The organism is Pseudonocardia sp. 73-21 (assembly GCF_001899645.1).
Lineage (GTDB): Bacteria > Actinomycetota > Actinomycetes > Mycobacteriales > Pseudonocardiaceae > Pseudonocardia.
Genome location: NZ_MKVV01000064.1, coordinates 59352 through 75566 on the forward strand (window position 1 = coordinate 59352; position 16215 = coordinate 75566).

22 protein-coding genes are annotated in these 16215 nt (G+C 73.6%); 16 read left to right on the top strand and 6 right to left on the bottom strand.

Features of this window, described 5'->3' with window-relative positions; all coding sequences use genetic code 11:
* Positions 1-51 precede the first annotated feature (51 nt).
* Genes mshB through BGP03_RS21445 form a run of 3 tightly spaced genes read left to right on the top strand, consistent with a single transcriptional unit; the run spans position 52 to position 2043 of the window.
* Entirely contained in the window at positions 52-912 is an 861-nt protein-coding gene (gene mshB / locus BGP03_RS21435; RefSeq protein WP_298799279.1) for an N-acetyl-1-D-myo-inositol-2-amino-2-deoxy-alpha-D-glucopyranoside deacetylase, read from the top strand.
* Entirely contained in the window at positions 909-1304 is a 396-nt protein-coding gene (locus BGP03_RS21440; RefSeq protein WP_298799278.1) for a hypothetical protein, read from the top strand. The genes mshB and BGP03_RS21440 overlap by 4 nt, the downstream gene beginning before the upstream one ends.
* Positions 1297-2043 (top strand): hypothetical protein, encoded by a 747-nt coding sequence (locus tag BGP03_RS21445; RefSeq protein WP_296371398.1) that lies wholly within the window; start codon positions 1297-1299, stop codon positions 2041-2043. Before BGP03_RS21440 ends, BGP03_RS21445 begins: the two co-directional genes overlap by 8 nt.
* Here the strand turns inward: BGP03_RS21445 and BGP03_RS21450 are convergent.
* The gene (locus BGP03_RS21450; protein ID WP_296371395.1) at positions 2022-2981 is read right to left on the bottom strand and encodes a GNAT family N-acetyltransferase; all 960 of its coding nucleotides are present in this window, start codon (positions 2979-2981) and stop codon (positions 2022-2024) included. The genes BGP03_RS21445 and BGP03_RS21450 overlap by 22 nt on opposite strands.
* A gap of 109 nt (positions 2982-3090) precedes the next feature.
* Here BGP03_RS21450 and fdxA point away from each other — a divergent pair, with 109 nt between their 5' ends.
* The 3 genes from fdxA to BGP03_RS21465 are packed head-to-tail and all read left to right on the top strand — an operon-like array spanning position 3091 to position 5703.
* On the top strand, positions 3091-3417 hold the full coding sequence (fdxA, locus tag BGP03_RS21455; protein WP_296371393.1) for a ferredoxin: 327 nt from the start codon (positions 3091-3093) through the stop codon (positions 3415-3417).
* Positions 3418-3448: 31 nt separating this feature from the next.
* Positions 3449-4534 (top strand): succinyldiaminopimelate transaminase, encoded by a 1086-nt coding sequence (gene dapC, locus BGP03_RS21460; protein WP_296371392.1) that lies wholly within the window; start codon positions 3449-3451, stop codon positions 4532-4534.
* Positions 4531-5703 carry an MFS transporter gene (locus tag BGP03_RS21465; RefSeq protein ID WP_296371390.1) on the top strand — a complete coding sequence of 391 codons (1173 nt, stop codon included), beginning with the start codon at positions 4531-4533 and terminating at the stop codon, positions 5701-5703. Before dapC ends, BGP03_RS21465 begins: the two co-directional genes overlap by 4 nt.
* Here the strand turns inward: BGP03_RS21465 and BGP03_RS21470 are convergent.
* From BGP03_RS21470 to BGP03_RS21480, 3 genes are read right to left on the bottom strand one after another with little or no spacing between them, the layout of a single operon-like run.
* Positions 5700-6650 (bottom strand): CHAD domain-containing protein, encoded by a 951-nt coding sequence (locus tag BGP03_RS21470; protein WP_298799276.1) that lies wholly within the window; start codon positions 6648-6650, stop codon positions 5700-5702. The genes BGP03_RS21465 and BGP03_RS21470 overlap by 4 nt on opposite strands.
* Before the next feature lie 15 nt (positions 6651-6665).
* On the bottom strand, positions 6666-7586 hold the full coding sequence (gene dapD, locus BGP03_RS21475; RefSeq protein ID WP_296371388.1) for a 2,3,4,5-tetrahydropyridine-2,6-dicarboxylate N-succinyltransferase: 921 nt from the start codon (positions 7584-7586) through the stop codon (positions 6666-6668).
* A gap of 10 nt (positions 7587-7596) precedes the next feature.
* Positions 7597-7788 (bottom strand): hypothetical protein, encoded by a 192-nt coding sequence (locus tag BGP03_RS21480; protein ID WP_296371386.1) that lies wholly within the window; start codon positions 7786-7788, stop codon positions 7597-7599.
* A 314-nt stretch (positions 7789-8102) separates the two neighbouring features.
* Here BGP03_RS21480 and dapE point away from each other — a divergent pair, with 314 nt between their 5' ends.
* The 9 genes from dapE to BGP03_RS21525 all read left to right on the top strand — a co-directional run bounded on the left by dapE (position 8103) and on the right by BGP03_RS21525 (position 14076).
* Complete coding sequence (dapE, locus tag BGP03_RS21485; RefSeq protein ID WP_298799275.1) at positions 8103-9164, top strand: succinyl-diaminopimelate desuccinylase; 1062 nt, start codon at positions 8103-8105, stop codon at positions 9162-9164.
* Between the two features lie 47 nt (positions 9165-9211).
* Positions 9212-9976 carry a TIGR00730 family Rossman fold protein gene (locus tag BGP03_RS21490; RefSeq protein WP_296371382.1) on the top strand — a complete coding sequence of 255 codons (765 nt, stop codon included), beginning with the start codon at positions 9212-9214 and terminating at the stop codon, positions 9974-9976.
* A 31-nt stretch (positions 9977-10007) separates the two neighbouring features.
* Complete coding sequence (locus tag BGP03_RS21495) at positions 10008-10541, top strand: TIGR00730 family Rossman fold protein (RefSeq protein WP_296371379.1); 534 nt, start codon at positions 10008-10010, stop codon at positions 10539-10541.
* On the top strand, positions 10538-11401 hold the full coding sequence (gene folP / locus BGP03_RS21500) for a dihydropteroate synthase (protein WP_298799301.1): 864 nt from the start codon (positions 10538-10540) through the stop codon (positions 11399-11401). Before BGP03_RS21495 ends, folP begins: the two co-directional genes overlap by 4 nt.
* Before the next feature lie 51 nt (positions 11402-11452).
* On the top strand, positions 11453-12400 hold the full coding sequence (locus BGP03_RS21505; RefSeq protein WP_298799274.1) for a glucosyl-3-phosphoglycerate synthase: 948 nt from the start codon (positions 11453-11455) through the stop codon (positions 12398-12400).
* A 25-nt stretch (positions 12401-12425) separates the two neighbouring features.
* Positions 12426-12752 (top strand): DivIVA domain-containing protein, encoded by a 327-nt coding sequence (locus BGP03_RS21510; protein ID WP_296371568.1) that lies wholly within the window; start codon positions 12426-12428, stop codon positions 12750-12752.
* Positions 12749-13216 carry an SRPBCC family protein gene (locus BGP03_RS21515; protein WP_298799273.1) on the top strand — a complete coding sequence of 156 codons (468 nt, stop codon included), beginning with the start codon at positions 12749-12751 and terminating at the stop codon, positions 13214-13216. Before BGP03_RS21510 ends, BGP03_RS21515 begins: the two co-directional genes overlap by 4 nt.
* On the top strand, positions 13209-13763 hold the full coding sequence (locus BGP03_RS21520) for a DNA-3-methyladenine glycosylase I (protein ID WP_296371372.1): 555 nt from the start codon (positions 13209-13211) through the stop codon (positions 13761-13763). Before BGP03_RS21515 ends, BGP03_RS21520 begins: the two co-directional genes overlap by 8 nt.
* Positions 13764-13908: 145 nt before the next feature.
* Positions 13909-14076, top strand: coding sequence for a DUF3117 domain-containing protein (locus BGP03_RS21525; protein WP_084211001.1), 168 nt, complete (start codon positions 13909-13911; stop codon positions 14074-14076).
* Between the two features lie 67 nt (positions 14077-14143).
* Here the strand turns inward: BGP03_RS21525 and BGP03_RS21530 are convergent, their stop codons facing one another.
* Positions 14144-14278: a hypothetical protein gene (locus tag BGP03_RS21530; RefSeq protein ID WP_296371364.1), complete on the bottom strand. Its 135-nt coding sequence runs from the start codon at positions 14276-14278 to the stop codon at positions 14144-14146.
* Positions 14279-14393: 115 nt separating this feature from the next.
* Here BGP03_RS21530 and BGP03_RS21535 point away from each other — a divergent pair, with 115 nt between their 5' ends.
* Positions 14394-14933 carry a CGNR zinc finger domain-containing protein gene (locus BGP03_RS21535; protein WP_296371362.1) on the top strand — a complete coding sequence of 180 codons (540 nt, stop codon included), beginning with the start codon at positions 14394-14396 and terminating at the stop codon, positions 14931-14933.
* A gap of 36 nt (positions 14934-14969) precedes the next feature.
* On the opposite strand, the gene glgA is transcribed toward BGP03_RS21535, so the two are convergent.
* A complete protein-coding gene (gene glgA, locus BGP03_RS21540; RefSeq protein ID WP_298799271.1) occupies positions 14970-16130 on the bottom strand; it encodes a glycogen synthase in 1161 nt (386 codons plus the stop codon).
* Positions 16131-16215 lie beyond the last annotated feature (85 nt).

The window sequence follows — 16215 nt, forward strand, 5'->3', positions numbered from 1 at the left end:
CGACCGGGCCGTCGACGTCGGTCGGTGGGAACCGGCGCCTACGATCTCCCGGTGACGTCCCGCCGGCTGCTGCTCGTGCACGCCCATCCCGATGACGAGACGCTGACCACCGGCGGCACCATCGCCCACTTCGCCGCGCAGCCCGACACGTCGGTCACCGTCGTGACGTGCTCGCTGGGCGAGGAGGGCGAGGTCATCCCGCCGGAGCTGGCGCTGCTCGAGCCGGGGGAGTCCGACCAGCTCGGCGGCTACCGCATCGGCGAGCTCGCCGCGGCCCTCGACGCTCTCGGTCCGGTGGAGCACCGCTACCTCGGCGGCGTCGGTCGCTGGCGCGACTCCGGGATGGCCCACGACGGCGCCGTGCGCGCCACCACGCCCGCCGTGCTGCACCCGCGGGCGTTCGCCCGGCCCGAGGCGTTCGACGCCGAGGTGGCGGCGCTGGTGGAGATCCTGCGGGAGGTGCGGCCGCAGACGGTGATCACCTACGACGCCGACGGCGGGTACGGCCACCCGGACCACCTGCGGGTGCACGCGATCACGGTCGCCGCCGTCGCGCAGGTGCCCGCGCGGCTGTTCTTCACCGTGATCGGCCGCGAGACCCTCGACGCGGGCCTCGCCCGACTCGCGGGGCTCGACGGCTCGCCGTTCCGGATGCCGGAGCCCGACGAGCTGCCCAGCGTGCCCGACAAGCTCGTCACCACCCGGCTCGACGTCTCCGCGCGGCGGGAACGGCGCCTGGCCGCGATGCGCGCGCACGCCACGCAGATCGCGCTGTGGGAGGACGGGGAGCCTGGAATCGGCACCGTCGCGTTGGCGATGAGCAACCTCGTCGCCCAGCCGATGCTCGACGTCGAGGAGTTCATCGCGGCCGACGGAGAGCCCGGCGGGCTGTTCCCGGAGGAGGAGCCATGAGCGAGGACGACACGGCGAGGAGCGACAACCTCGCGATCGTCGGGCTCCTGACGTTCGACGGTCTGCTGCTCGGCGCGTTCGGGCTGGCGTTCACGCCGCTGTTCATCGGGCCGGTACCCGTGCCGATCGGTGCGCTGCTCTCGATCCTCATCCTGCCGTGGCTGGTGCTGCGGGCGGGCGAGATCGACCCGCGGCCGGGTCCCGCGGCCACCCCGCTGATCGCATGGTTCCTCGCCGTGGTCGTGCTGGGGTTCGCCGGCCCCGGCGGTGACGTTCTGCTGCCGACCCAGCCGGGCACGTTCTGGACGTCGTTCGTACTGGTCTTCGGGGGCCTGGGCGCCGGGTTGTTCGCGCTGCGCCGGGTGCTCACCACCGGAGCCACCCATGTCTGAGGCGATCTCCGACGGCGCGCTCGTCGCCGTGCTGAGGCCGTTCGTCCGCGCCACCCGCCCGGTGCTCGACGGGCTGCGCGAGACCGATCCGTTCGGCCTGCGCGGTCGCGTGGCGTCCGGCGAGGAGGACCGGAACCTCGGCGGGAAGATCCTCGACCTGCTGGCGAGCGTCGAGGTGCCGGGCACCTCGGCGTGGGCGGCGATGGACGTGGCCGAGCGGTCGCGCTGGTGGGTGCGCCGGGTCGGTCGCTTCACCACCCTGCTGGCCGCCGTCCCCGGCATCGGGGGTGCGCTGGCCAGCCGCCTGCCCGTGTCGTCGACGCTCGGGGCGGCCGGGCAGGGGCTCGTGCTCGTCGCGATCGCGGGCGAGCACGGCGTCCACGAGGAGGACGCGCTGGTCGGGCTGCTGGGGTCGGTGCTGTTCCAGCGGGAGCTGACGGTCCGGGCCCCGGACGCGGTGGCGGACGCCGTCGCGGAGAAGCAGGCGGCCGAGCTCACGGGCGACGCCGAGAAGCCGGGCACGCCGGCCCGCGTCGGAGGCGTCGTGTGGCGCCTGGGCCGGGCGCTGCTCGCCGTGGAGGGCGAGCTGGATCATCGTCCGCACGGCAACGTCCTGCACGAGGGCCTCGGCATGCTGCCCGTCGTCGGGGTGGTCGGGAAGTACCTGGGGGAGTGGTCGGGCCTCAAGAAGGCCGCGCGCGCGGCCGAGAAGCGCCTTCAGGAGGGCGGCACCAGGTAGCGGTAGCGGTGGTGCTCCACGAACCCGAGCCCGGCGTAGAGCGTCCGCGCCCCGGTGTTGTGCAGGGCAACCTGCAGCACGCCGAAGCGGGCCCCCCGCTCCAGCCCCCACTCCGCGGCGGCGGCGAGCAGCGCCGAGGCGAGCCCCCGGCGGCGGGCGGCCGGGTCCACCGCGAGGGCCGACAGGTGCACGTGGTCCTCGACGAGGGCGGCCCGCAGTGCCCCCGAGCCGGGCACCTGGAGGAACGCGAGGGGGAGGTCGGAGGCCGGATCGAGCACGCCCCGCCGGGCCGGGGACGGCTCCCCGCCGGCGACGACGCCCCACCACGCGGCGTCCGGCCGATCCGACGAACGGCACGTTCGCCGCAGGGGTTCCGACGAGAGTGCCGTTCGTCGGAGGGCGTCGAGCTCCACCACCTGCACCGTCGACTCGGCGCCGGCCTCGTGGGCCACGTCGAGGGTCCAGCCCCCGCCGGCCACCGCCGTGTCCCACGGGGTGCCCGCCGGGACCTGGACCCGCGGGCCGATCCCGTTGCGGGCGGCGTACGTGCGGACGGCGTCCAGGGCCGCGGCGGTCGGCATCCCGGGGCTCCCCACCGCGAGCGCCGAGTTCGCGCGTCCGGTGTAGCCGCCGGCCGCGCGCAGCCGCCAGTCGCCCAGCGGCTCGTCCACCTGGGCGGGCCAGGCGTCGGCGCAGAGGTTCTCCAGCCGCGCGATCGCCGTGAGCGACGCCCTCCTCGGCGGGGCGGGCGGCACCGCGCGCACGGCGACCACCGCGGCCCGCGCCACCCGCACCTGCCCGCGGCGGGCCGCCACCAGCACGTCGTCGCCGTCGGTGGTGAGCTCACCGACCGCGTCGCTGTAGAGCGGCCGGCCGTCCCGGTCGCCGATCCGGTGACGCAGCGCGACGCGATGCCCCACCAGAGCGTCGAGTTCCACTCCTGACCTCCCCTCCGACGCGGGTCACACCGCCCCGGGTCACCTACCCACCGGTATCCGGGACATACTGTCCAACGTCCCAGTTCTTTCCCGTGAGGATGGCTCACCCGTGACGTACGTGATCGCCGAGCCCTGCGTCGACCTGCTCGACAAGGCGTGTATCGAAGAGTGCCCGGTGGACTGCATCTACGAGGGCGGCCGGATGCTCTACATCCACCCCGACGAGTGCGTCGACTGCGGTGCCTGCGAGCCGGTCTGCCCCGTCGAGGCCATCTACTACGAGGACGACGTGCCCGAGCAGTGGGCGGCCTACACCAAGGCCAACGTCGACTTCTTCGACGAACTGGGCTCCCCGGGCGGCGCGTCCAAGGTCGGGAAGACCGACATGGACGTGGAGCCCGCGAAGAGCCTGCCCCCGCAGGCCCACGACGAGTGAGGGCTGCTTGCAGGCCCGAACCGACAACGCTGTGAAGGTCGAGCTCCCCGACTTCCCCTGGGACTCGCTCGCCGAGGACAAGGCCCTGGCACAGAGCCACCCCGACGGAATCGTCGACCTCTCCGTCGGCACTCCCGTGGACCCCGTGCCCGCCGTCGTGCGGGACGCGCTGGCCGGCCCCGCGGCCGACCAGCCCGGCTACCCCACGACGCACGGGCCCGCGTCCCTGCGTGAGGCCATCGCGGGATCGTTGCTGCGCCGGTTCGGGGTCACCGTCGACCCGGTGGCGGTGCTGCCGACGATCGGGTCCAAGGAGTTCGTCGCCTGGCTGCCCACGCTGCTCGGTGTCGGGCCGGGCGACGCGGTGGTCATCCCCGAGCTGGCCTACCCGACCTACGAGGTCGGCGCCCGGCTCGCCCACGCCGAGTTCGTGCGGTCGGACTCCCCGACGGCCGTCGGCCCCGGCCGGGTCGCCCTCGTCTGGGTGAACTCGCCGTCCAACCCCACCGGCCGCGTCCTGACCCGGGAGCACCTGCGCCAGGTGGTCGGACGGGCCCGCGAGCGCGGGGCCGTCGTCGCGTCCGACGAGTGCTATCTGTCGCTCTCGCGCGACGCCGTCTCGATCCTGCACCCGGACGTCTGCGGCGGGTCGCACGAGGGGCTGCTGGCCGTCCACTCGATGTCGAAGTCGTCGAACCTCGCCGGCTACCGCGCCGGGTTCGTCACGGGTGACCCGGCGCTGGTCGCGGGCCTGCTCGAGGTGCGCAAGCACGCCGGCATGATCGTGCCCCGGCCGGTGCAGGCCGCCATGGAGGCCGGCGCGTCCGACGACGCGCACGTCGAGGAACAGGCCGCCGTCTACGACCGCCGCCGCATCCTCCTGCGGGCCGCGCTGGAGAACGCGGGTCTGCGCATCGAGCACTCCGAGTCGGGCCTGTACCTGTGGGCCACGGCGGGGGAGCCCGGCCGGGCGACCGTCCGGTGGCTGGCCGAGCGCGGGATCCTGGTCGCCCCCGGGGACTTCTACGGCCCGGCGGGCGAGCAGTACGTGCGGGTCGGCCTCACCGCGTCCGACGAGCGCATCACGAGGGCCGCCACCCGCTTGCTGCGACGGTGACCCGCCGCACCACCGTCCGGCCCGCCGTCGTGCTGGTGGGGGTCCTCGCGCTCGCGGCCAACCTGCGGACCGCGCTCGCCGGGTACCCGCCCCTGCTGGAGACCGTCCGCGCCGACCTGGGCATCTCCGCGGGCCTCGCCGGGTTCGTGCAGGCCGGAGCGGTGCTGATGATGGCCGTAGGCTCGTTCACCGGCAGCGCGGTCGGGGCCCGGATCGGCCGCGAACGGGCGCTCGGGATCGCCGTCGGGCTGGTCGCGGCGGGGAGCCTGCTGCGCGGGGTGGCCGCGCTGGCCGCGCTCGTGGGCGGCAGCGTGCTCGTCGGGCTGGGCATCGGGCTCGCGGGCGTGCTGATCACGGGGGTCGTCAAGGAGCACCTGGCCGAACGCGCGGGCGCCGCCACCGGCGGCTACGTCGTCTCGATGATGGTCGGGGCCACCGTCTCCAGTGCGGTGGCGGTGCCGCTCGCGACGGCGCTGGGCGGCTGGTCGTTCTCGCTCGCCGCGTGGGCGGTGCCGGCGGTGCTCGCGGTGGCCCTGTGGGTGCCCGTGGCGAGCCGGATGCCCGCCGACGGCCCGAACGCCGAGTACGGAGCGCTGCCGTGGCGCGACCCGTTCGCCCGGCTGATCGCCTGCTACCAGGCCGGAACGTCGCTGATGTTCTACGGCTGGCTCACCTGGCTCTCGCCGTACTACGAGGGGCAGGGCTGGACGGCCGGACGGGCCGGGCTGCTGCTCGCCGTCTGGAGCGTCGCGCAGATCCCGGCCGCCCTGTTCGTGCCGGCGCTGGCCGAGCGGAACCGGCGCTGGCGGTTCTGGGCCGGGCTGACGCTGACCTGCGGCCTCACCGGCACCCTGGGCGCCCTCCTGCTGCCGATGCCGCTGCTGGTGGGGCCGTGGATCTGGGTGGTGCTGATGGGCATCGGGGTCGGGGCCGGCTTCCCCATGGGCCTGGCGGTGATCGCCTGGCGCTCACCCGACCCGGCCGCCGCCGCGGCCACGAGCGGGCTCGCCCTGGGCGTCGGCTACACGGCGGCGGGTCTCGGGCCGTTGCTGATGGGTGTGCTCATCGACGCCACGGCGGGCTACACGGCCGCGATCGCGCTCCTGCTGGCGGCGGGGCTCCTGCAGGGCTGGGCGATCCTGCGCATCGGCGACCGCCCCCGCATCTAGAGGTCGCCGATGCGGGCGTCGACCTGCTCCCAGGCCGCGCGCCACTCGTCGCGCTTCTGCTCGGCCCGCTGCCGCTCCCGCTCCACCAGCCGGCCCGCGACGAACACCACGTACGCGTCCGGCAGCTCGCCGAGACCGTCGAGGAGCTCGCGGATGCGCTGCTCGGCGACGCAGGCGTCCTGGTGGTCGCCCAGCACCTCCTGCAGCTCGGCGGTGGCGCCCAGGAGGCCCTTGATCGACTTCCCGATCGGGGTGCGCCGCAGCCCGGGCTCCACCAGCTCGCCGGTGTAGCGGACGCGCTTGCCGTGGATGCGCAGCGCGTGCAGGACCTCGTCGGGCGGGTCCTCACCCGCCTTGGTCACGGCCTTGCGCAGCTTGCGCGCCTCGGCGCGGACGAGGTCGGACAGCTCGGGCTGCGCCTGTGTGGCCGACGGGGTGGGCAGCGGCAGCCGGATCGCGTCGGCGAGCCGTTCCAGCAGTGCGCTGTAGCGGGGCGCGTCGAGGGCGGTGAGCATCTCCGCGCGGGCCGCCGCGTGCTCCTCCTGCAGCGCCCCGATGAGCATCTCGCCCGCGGACTGCTCGACATCGGGCAGGGCGGCGATCTCGCCGCGCAGCCGCAGCAGCATCACGTCGAGATCGCGGACCGGGCCCAGGGCCCCGCCGAGCCAGCCGAGCTCGATCCGCAGCCCGTCGGCCCAGGTGGCGTCGAGCAGCGGGCGCGCGGCCTTGAGCGCGGCCCGCATCCGACGTACGGACACCCGCATCTGGTGCAGGTCCTCGATGTCGGCCCCGGTGCGGGTGCCCGGATCGTGGGCCATCAGCGCGCGCAGGCGCAGGTCGAGCGCGGCGCGGACGTGGTGCACGGGCGGGTCGGACGACGCGGCCGTCAACGGGTCCGGGAGCTCGATCAGGACCTTGCGGCGACGGCGGGGAGCGGCGGAGGGCACGACGGCAGAGCCTATCTAGTTGGCGTGCAGGGCGTCGTTCAAGGCGATGCCCTCGCCCGTGCGGGGCAGGACCTCCACCGTGCCGGTGACGGAGTTGCGGCGGAACAGCAACCCGTTCTGTCCCGAGAGGGTGCGCGCGGCCGCGGTGCTGCCGTCGGGCAGCGTCACCTTCGTGCCCGCCGTGACGTAGAGGCCGGCCTCGACGACGCAGTCGTCGCCCAGCGAGATCCCGACGCCGGCGTTCGCGCCGAGCAGGCAGCGCTCACCGATGGAGATGACCTCCTTGCCACCGCCCGACAGCGTCCCCATGATCGACGCGCCGCCGCCGACGTCCGAGCCGACGCCCACGACCACACCGGCCGAGATGCGGCCCTCGACCATCGAGTTGCCCAGCGTGCCGGCGTTGTAGTTGACGAAGCCCTCGTGCATGACCGTGGTGCCCTCGGCGAGGTGCGCGCCGAGCCGCACGCGGTCGGCGTCGGCGATGCGGACGCCGGACGGGAGCACGTAGTCGACCATCCGGGGGAACTTGTCGACGCCGTAGACGATCACCGGGCGGCGGGCGCGCATGCGGGCGCGCGTGAGCTCGAAGCCGGCCACGGCGCACGGGCCGCGGTCGGTCCAGACGACGTTGGCGAGCAGCCCGAACAGTCCGTCGAGGTTCAGCCCGTGCGGGGCGACGAGGCGGTGCGACAGCAGGTGCAGCCGCAGGTAGGTGTCGTGGGCGTCGACGGGCGGGTCGGCGAGGGAGTCGATCACGGTGCGCACGACGACGGTGGTGACGCCGCGGTCGGCGTCGGTGCCGGCGAGCGGCTCCAGGTCGGCGGCGAGGTCCGGGGCGTCGGGACCGAGGGCGGGGGCCGGGAACCAGGTGTCGAGAACGGTCCCGTCGGCGTCGAGGGTGGCGAGGCCGGTGCCGGAGGCGCTGCTGTTCACAGTCGTGACGCTAGTAGCCGCGGTCCCAGCGTCGCTCGACCGGGGGCGGCGGCAAGGGCCTCTGCTGGGCGACCCGAACCTCCCACAGAACGGTGTCGAGATGGGAGGGATAGCGCCGCTCGGCACCGTCGCGCAGGTCGGCTCGCCCGCGAGCGGCGCGCACGGGCCCCACGACGTCGACGTCATCGGACCGGATCTCCACGACAACCATGGTGCGCCGCCCACCCCGCGGCCGAGAAGACCCCCTTCCCGGCCTGTGGACAACTCGGCGGGCCGGCTGACCCGGGCTTCGTCCCGGCTCCTTTGCTCGGCGCACGGATACGCGTCCGGGTCTGGCTCTGCACACGATCCGGCACCCAGCTCATGCGCGGGTGTCGGTCTCCACGTGCACGTCATGTGCCGGCCACAGTGATCCGCTGGTGCGTATCCGTGTGCAGAGCCCGGGCCCGCACGATCCCCGATGCCTCTGTGTGTGCAGAGCAAAGGTCGGCTCCGGGAGTCGGTAGCGTCGGGGTCGTGAACCGCCTCGACCTCACCGCCGATCCCGTCGACCTCTGCGCCGCCCTCGTCGACGTGCCCAGCGTGTCCGGTGACGAGGTCGCCCTGGCCGACGCCGTGGAGGCCGCGCTGCGGGCGCAGGCGCCGCATCTGGAGGTGCTGCGGTCGGGCGACGCCGTGCTGGCGCGCACGAACCTGGGGAGGCCGAGCCGGGTGGTGCTCGCGGGGCACCTGGACACCGTCCCGATCGCCGACAACGTGCCCAGCCGCCGCGACGGCGACCTGCTCTACGGCTGCGGCACGTCGGACATGAAGTCGGGTGACGCGGTCTTCCTGCACCTGGCCGCGACGATCGCCGAGCCCCGCCACGACGTGACGCTGGTCCTGTACGAGCTGGAGGAGGTCGAGGCCGTGCGCAACGGGCTGGGCCGCCTCGAGCGCGAGCACCGCGACTGGCTCGCCGCCGACCTCGCACTCCTGGGGGAGCCCACCAACTCCGGCGTCGAGGCGGGCTGCCAGGGCACGCTGCGCGTGGAGATCACCACCCACGGCCGCCGGGCCCACTCGGCACGGTCCTGGTTGGGGCGCAACGCCGTCCACGGCGCCGGTGCCGTGCTCGACCGGCTCAACGCCTACACCGCCCGCGACGTCGACATCGACGGCTGCGTCTACCGCGAGGGCCTGCAGGCCGTGAAGATCGCCGGGGGAGTGGCGGGCAACGTCGTGCCCGACGAGTGTGTGGTCACGGTCAACTTCCGTTTCGCCCCCGACCGCGACGCGGCGGCGGCGGAGAAGCACGTCCGCGAGGTGTTCGACGGCTTCGCGGTGGTGCTCACCGACCTGTCGCCGGGGGCACTGCCCGGCCTGACGGCGCCCGCGGCCCGGGAGTTCATCGCGGCGACGGGCGCCACGCCGTCGGCCAAGTACGGCTGGACCGACGTCTCCCGCTTCGCCGCCCTCGGCATCCCGGCCGTGAACTACGGTCCCGGTGACCCCAACCTCGCCCACACCCGCGAGGAGCACGTGGACACGAGGCAGATCACCGAGGCGACGGCGGTGCTGCGCCGCTTCCTGGGCTGATCGCGGGCCGGCGAGCGCTCCGTCACGGCGTCACTACCCTGATGGTCATGAGCACCAGCGGGGATCAGCGCCCCGACGAGAAGCAGCGCGGCCCCGTGGTGCTGCGTCGCGAGCACCGCAACGAGTCCTCCACCACCGACCAGCGCCTGCTCGACTCCCGCGGCCCCAGCGACTGGGTCCACACCGACCCGTGGCGCGTCATGCGCATCCAGGCCGAGTTCGTCGAGGGCTTCGGCATGCTGGCCGGCCTGCCCCGCGCGGTCACGGTGTTCGGCTCCGCCCGCACCTCGCGTGACCACCCCGAGTACGCCCAGGGCCGCGCGTTGGGCACGGCGCTGGCCGAGGAGGGTTTCGCCGTCATCACCGGCGGTGGGCCGGGCGCCATGGAGGCCGCCAACAAGGGGTGCTCCGAGGCCGGCGGGCTGAGCGTCGGGCTGGGCATCGAGCTGCCGTTCGAACAGGGTCTGAACAACTGGGTCGACCTCGGCATCAACTTCCGCTACTTCTTCGCCCGCAAGACGATGTTCGTGAAGTACTCGCAGGCGTTCGTGTGCCTGCCCGGCGGCTTCGGCACGCTCGACGAGCTGTTCGAGGCGCTGACGCTGGTGCAGACGAAGAAGGTCACGAAGTTCCCGGTGGTGCTGCTGGGCACCGAGTACTGGGGCGGGCTCTTCGACTGGATCTCCAAGACCGTGCTCGACAGCGGCAAGGTCGGCGAGAAGGACGTGAAGCTGCTGCACCTCACCGACGACGTCGACGAGGCCGTGCAGGTGGTGCACGAGGCCTACCGGGCGTGGGAGGAAGCGCACTAGTGGCGCACGATCTGCCTGTCAGGATCGGGCCATGAGGGCCGTCTGTGTGTACTGCGCCTCGGTCGAGGGCATCGACCCCAAGCACACCGAGCTGGCCGCCGCCGTCGGTACCGCGCTGGCCGAGCGGGGCTGGGAGCTCGTCTCCGGCGGCGGGAAGCGGTCGATGATGGGCGCCGTCGCCATGGCCGCCCGCGCGGGCGGAGCGCGTACGACAGGCGTCATCCCGCGCTCGCTCGTCGACCTCGAGTGGGCCGACCACGACTCCGACGAGCTGCTCGTCGTCGACACCATGCGCGAGCGCAAGGCGCTCATGGACGACCGCGCGGACGCGTTCCTGGCGCTGCCCGGCGGGGTCGGCACGCTGGAGGAGCTGTTCGAGGTGTGGACGTCGGGGTACCTGGACATGCACGCCAAGCCCGTGGTCGTCCTCGATCCCGACGGCCACTACACCGGCCTGCTCGAGTGGGTGCGCGGCATCGCCGAGCAGGGCTTCGTGCGGCCGGAGGCGTTGTCCCGCTTGGTGATCACCACCGACGTGACCGGGGCCCTGGACGCGTGCGCATGATCCGCTTCGGCACCCGGGAGCCGGCCCAGGACCGCGCGCTGGTGATGGCGATCGTCAACCGCACCCCGGACTCGTTCTACGACAAGGGCGCCACGTTCTCCGACGACGCCGCGATGGCCGCGGTCGACCGGTTCGTGGGCGAGGGTGCGGACATCATCGACATCGGTGGGGTCAAGGCCGGGCCCGGATCCGACGTGGACGCCGCCGAGGAGATCCGGCGCGTGATCCCGTTCGTCGCCGCCGTCCGCGAGCGGCACCCGGACGTCGTGATCAGCGTGGACACCTGGCGCGGTGAGGTCGGCCGGATCGCCGTGGCCGAGGGCGCCGACCTGCTCAACGACACCTGGGCGGGCGCCGACCCGACGCTCGGCGAGGTGGCCGCGGAGACCGGCACCGGCATCGTCTGCTCGCACACCGGGGGAGCGGTGCCGCGGCGGCGCCCGCACCGCGTGCGCTACGCCGACATCGTGGCCGACGTGCTCGCCGACGTGGTGGGCCAGGCCGAGAAGCTGGAGGCGATGGGCGTCCCGAAGGAGGGAATCCTCATCGACCCCACCCACGACTTCGGCAAGAACACCTTCCACGGCCTGACGCTGCTGCGGCACTGCGACGAGCTCGTCGCCACCGGCTGGCCGGTGCTGATGGCCTTGTCCAACAAGGACTTCGTGGGCGAGACGCTCGGCGTCGCCGACGTCACCGAGCGCCTGGAGGGCACCCTGGCCGCCACCGCGCTGGCCGCCGCGGCCGGGGCGCGCGTGTTCCGTGCCCACCAGGTGACGGCCACCCGACGTACAGTCGACATGGTCGCGTCGATCGTGGGTACCCGCCCACCGGCGCGCACGGTACGAGCTCTGGCGTAGATCCCTTCGGCAACGGGGCCGAACTCCCTTCCCGCACACGAGGAGAGCCCCATGGACCCCGTCACCGAGACCTGGTTCGCGCGCCGCACCTGGCAGGAGCCCGCCTGGACCGCCGACGAGCTCGTCGCCGCGAAGGCCGGGCGCCGCGTGTCCGTCGTGCTCCCCGCGCTGGACGAGGAGGCCACGGTCGGCCCGATCGTCGCCGCCATCCTGCCCTTCACGCTCGGCCCGGACCCGCTGGTCGACGAGCTGGTCGTCGTCGACTCCGGCTCCACCGACCGCACCATCGAGGTCGCCACCGCGGCGGGTGCGCGCGTGGTGCGCCGCACCGACGTCGTCCCGGACCTGGAGCCCTGCCCCGGCAAGGGCGAGGTGCTGTGGCGCGCGCTGGCCGCCACCACCGGTGACGTCATCTGCTACATCGACTCCGACCTCGTCGACTTCGAACCCGGCTTCGTGCCGGCCCTGATCGGCCCGCTACTGGTCGAGGAGGGCGTGCACCTGGTCAAGGGCTTCTACCGGCGGCCCCTGCGCCTGGAGACGAGCGAGGTCACCGGGAAATTCGACAACGGCGGGGGCGGGCGGGTCACCGAGCTGCTCGTCCGGCCCCTGATCGCGGCGCTGCGGCCCGAACTCGCCGGAGTCGTCCAGCCGCTGGGCGGCGAGTACGCGGGCACCCGGGAGCTGCTGGAGTCGCTGCCGTTCGCGGCCGGTTACGGCGTGGAGATCGGGCTGATGCTCGACACCTACGCCACGCGCGGGCTCGACGCGATCGCCCAGGTGAACCTCGGCGTCCGCAAGCACCGCAACCGCTCGCTGCTGCAGCTCGGGGTGATGGCGCGCCAGATCCTCGCCGCGGCCCTGTCGCGCTGTGGCGTGGCCGACGCCGGCGGTGCGCTCACGCAGTTCGTCCAGGTGGGCGGGGAGTGGCTGCCGGACTCGACGCCCGTCGTGGTCGCCGAGCGTCCCCCGATGCGGGAGGTCGTACGGCGGGAGTGACACCGTCTGTGGTGGGATGACCCGGGTGGGGACCGCGCTGATCTACCTGATCGTCGTCGGGGCGGTGGCTGCTGTCCTGTTCGGGCTGTCCGCCGTCGTCTTCGGACGCGGCGAGGAGCTCGCACCGCTGGCGCCCGGCGCCACCCCCACCCGGTTGCCCGCCGGCGTCGTCGAGGGCGAGGACGTGCGCGAGCTGCGCTTCCCGCAGGCCGTGCGCGGCTACCGCATGGCCGAGGTGGACTGGGTGCTCGACCGGCTGGCCGACGAGCTCGACCGGGCGGGGGCGGAGCGGGACGGGCTGCTGGCCCGCCTCGCCGAGCTGGAGTCCGTCACCACCGAGAGGGAGACATGAGCAACCGCGTCGAGCTGACCGTTCCCGTCGACGTCAACGCGCCGGCCGCGGCGGTCTGGCAGATGATCACCGACTGGGTGGGGCAGGGTGAGTGGATGCTCGGTACCCGGGTCTCGGTCACCAGCCCCGGTGACGGCCGCGAGCTCGGCGCCACCCTGAGCGCCTTCAGCGGTGTCGGCCCCGTCGGGTTCACCGACACCATGGAGATCGTCGAATGGGAGCCCCCCCGGCGCTGCACGGTGCGCCACACCGGCAAGGTGGTGAAGGGGGACGGCGTGTTCGAGGTGGTCGAGCTGGGCCCGGCGCGGGCCCGGTTCCTGTGGACCGAACTGCTCGACCTCCCACTGGGTGTTCTCGGGCGCGTGGGCTGGCCGGTCGTCCGGCCCACGTTCCGGCTCGGCGTCGAGCAGTCGCTGCACAAGATGGCCCGGCTGTGCGAGGAGCGGTACCGCGCCGGTGGGTGAGCTCACGCGCTGCGGCTGGGCCGGTTCCCAGCCCGAGTACACCGCCTACCACGACGACGAGTGGGGGCGGCCCCTGCGCGGCGTCACCGCGATGTTCGAGCGGATGAGCCTGGAGGCGTTCCAGTCCGGACTGTCGTGGATCGTGATCCTGCGCAAGCGGCCCGCGTTCCGTGCGGCCTTCGCGGGCTTCGACCCGGCCACCGTCGCCGCGTTCGCCGACGCCGACGTGCAGCGGCTGCTCGGCGACTCCGGCATCGTCCGCAACCGGTCCAAGATCGAGGCCACCGTCCACAACGCGCGGGTGGTGCTCGATCTGGACACCCCGCTCGACGAGCTGCTGTGGTCGTTCGCGCCCGACGCGGCCACCCACCACCGGCCGGCCGACCTCGGCGAGGTGCCCGCCACCAGCGCGGAGTCCACCGCGATGGCCAGGGAGCTCAAGCGCCGCGGGTTCCGGTTCGTCGGGCCCACCACCTGCTACGCGTTGATGCAGGCGGCCGGACTCGTCGACGACCACGTCCGGGACTGCTGGCGGGCTGCAGCGTAGTGGACACACAGGGTGAACTCGGAGCCCGTTGATCGCTCCGGTTTCACTCCTGTCCGATGGATGAGGAAAGATGTTCTCAGCATCCCCGCCGTGCGCTCTCCCCGCGCAGCGGCGACCCGCACCACAAGATGGAGGGAGCAGGAGAATGGCGGCGATGAAGCCCCGGACCGGCGACGGTCCCCTGGAGGTGACCAAGGAGGGTCGGGGCATCGTGATGCGCGTCCCTCTCGAGGGTGGCGGCCGCCTGGTCGTGGAGATGTCGGCCGAGGAGGCCAGCGACCTCGGCGACGCGCTCAAGGCCGCCTCCGGCTGAACCACCGACCCGAACCCACGAACGGCGTCGCCGCTCTCCCCGCGAGAGCAGCGGCGCCGTTCGTCGTTCAGGCGGCGGCCCGCACCGTCTCCCGGTGCGGCGTCAGGCCCTCGTCCAGCGTGACCAGCTCGACCGACACCCGCCCGCAGGCGCAGCGCCGGTAGCGCACCCATCCCTCCGACACGTGGTGGGTGGACAGCACCCTCGTCTCGTCGGGCCTTCCGCAGTGCGCGCACCGCATGGCCGGGCCTCCTTCTCTGGTAATAGGCAACTGACGTTTGTATCTTACTCCCCTGGGGCCTGGTAGTAATAGCCGAGTGGACTTCATCGGTTACCGCAGCGACGCGCTGGGTGCGGCCGTCGAGCTGGTGAACGCGATCGTCACCCCCGTCGACGATCCGCCCCCGGACCGGATGCGCGCCGTGATCACCGCCCACGGCTACCTCGGTCGACGGGCGCCGGCGTCGGTCGAGCCGTCGCTGCGGGCCTGGGCGCGCCGGCTGCGCACCGTCTTCGACGCACCCGACCTCGACGCCACCGCCGTCGCCGTCAACGCGCTGCTGGCCGACGTCCGGGTCGAGCCGCACCTGTCCGGGCACGACGGGCAGGCGTGGCACCTGCACTACTCACCGCCCGAGGCCGACGTCGTCGACCGGGTGCGCTCCACGACGGCGTTCGCGCTGGCGATGCTGGTGTCGGACTACGGCATCGACCGGCACGGCAACTGCGCCGCCGACGGCTGCGCGCGCGTGTTCGCCGACACCTCCCGCAACGCGGCCCGCCGCTACTGCTCACCCGCGTGCGCGAACCGCTCTGCCGTGGCGGCGCACCGCGCCCGGGCCAAGGCGGCGCAGTAGCCGACTCGCGCGCGGGAAACCGCCGACTCGCGGGGGTCAGAGCAGGGACTCGTAGATCTCCACCGTGCGGGCGGCCGCGGTCTCCCAGGCGAAGTCGCGTTCCGCCCGGATCCGGCCCGCCACGCCCATGGCCTCGGCCCGGCCCACGTCGGCGAGCAGGGTGTTGACGGCGTCGGCGATGCCGGTGCGGAACTCGTCCACGCCGTGCTCGTCGAAGTGCACCAGCAGGCCCGTCTCGCCGTCGGCGACGACCTCCGGGATCCCGCCGACGTCGGAGGCGACCACGGCGGTGCCGCACGCCATGGCCTCGAGGTTGACGATGCCCAGCGGCTCGTACACCGAGGGGCAGACGAAGACGGTGGCCGCCGAGAGCAGCTGCCGGATGTCGGCCGTGGGGAGCATCCCCCGTACCCAGATGACGCCCGGCCGGGCGGCGGTGAGCTCCGTGACCGCCTGCTCCGTCTCCGCGGCGATCTCCGGGGTGTCGGGGGCGCCGGCGCAGAGCACGATCTGGGCGTCGCGGTCGATGTGGTGGGCCGCGGCGATCAGGTGGCCGAGCCCCTTCTGGCGGGTGGTCCGGCCGACGAACACGACGCTGGGACGGTCCGGGTCCACGCCGGCGGCGCGGACGGCGTCGCGCTTCGGGTCCGGGTGGTAGAAGGCCGTGTCGATGCCGTTGTGGACGACGTGCACGCGGGCCGGATCGAGGGCCGGATAGCAGTCGAGCACGTCGGTGCGCATGCCCGCGCTCACGGCGATGACGGCGTCCGCGTTCTCGTAGGAGGTGCGCTCCACCCACGACGAGAGCCGGTACCCGCCGCCGAGCTGCTCGGCCTTCCACGGGCGCCGGGGCTCCAGCGAGTGGGCCGTGGCGACGTGCGGCACGCCGTAGAGGATCTTCGCCAGGTGCCCGGCCATGTTGGCGTACCAGGTGTGGGAGTGCGCGATGTCGATGGCGCCCGGGCCGTCGAGGCCCGCCACCATCGACAGGTCCACGCCGAGCGTCTGCAGCGCGGGGTTGGCGTCCGCCAGCGCCCCCGACGCCCGGTGGGCGAACGCGCCGTCGCGGGGATCTCCGAAGCAGTGCACGTCCACGTCGACGAGCGCTCGCAACGCGGGAACGAGGTGTTCGACATGGACCCCCGCTCCGCCGTAGACGTCAGGTGGGTACTCGCGGGTGAGCAGGCCGATGCGCACATGCGGCACCGTAGGCCATCCGCACACCTTTCGGCACGAGGAGTTCGCCGTCTCCCTGTGGCCCGCCACGGTCCGGGAGCACTAG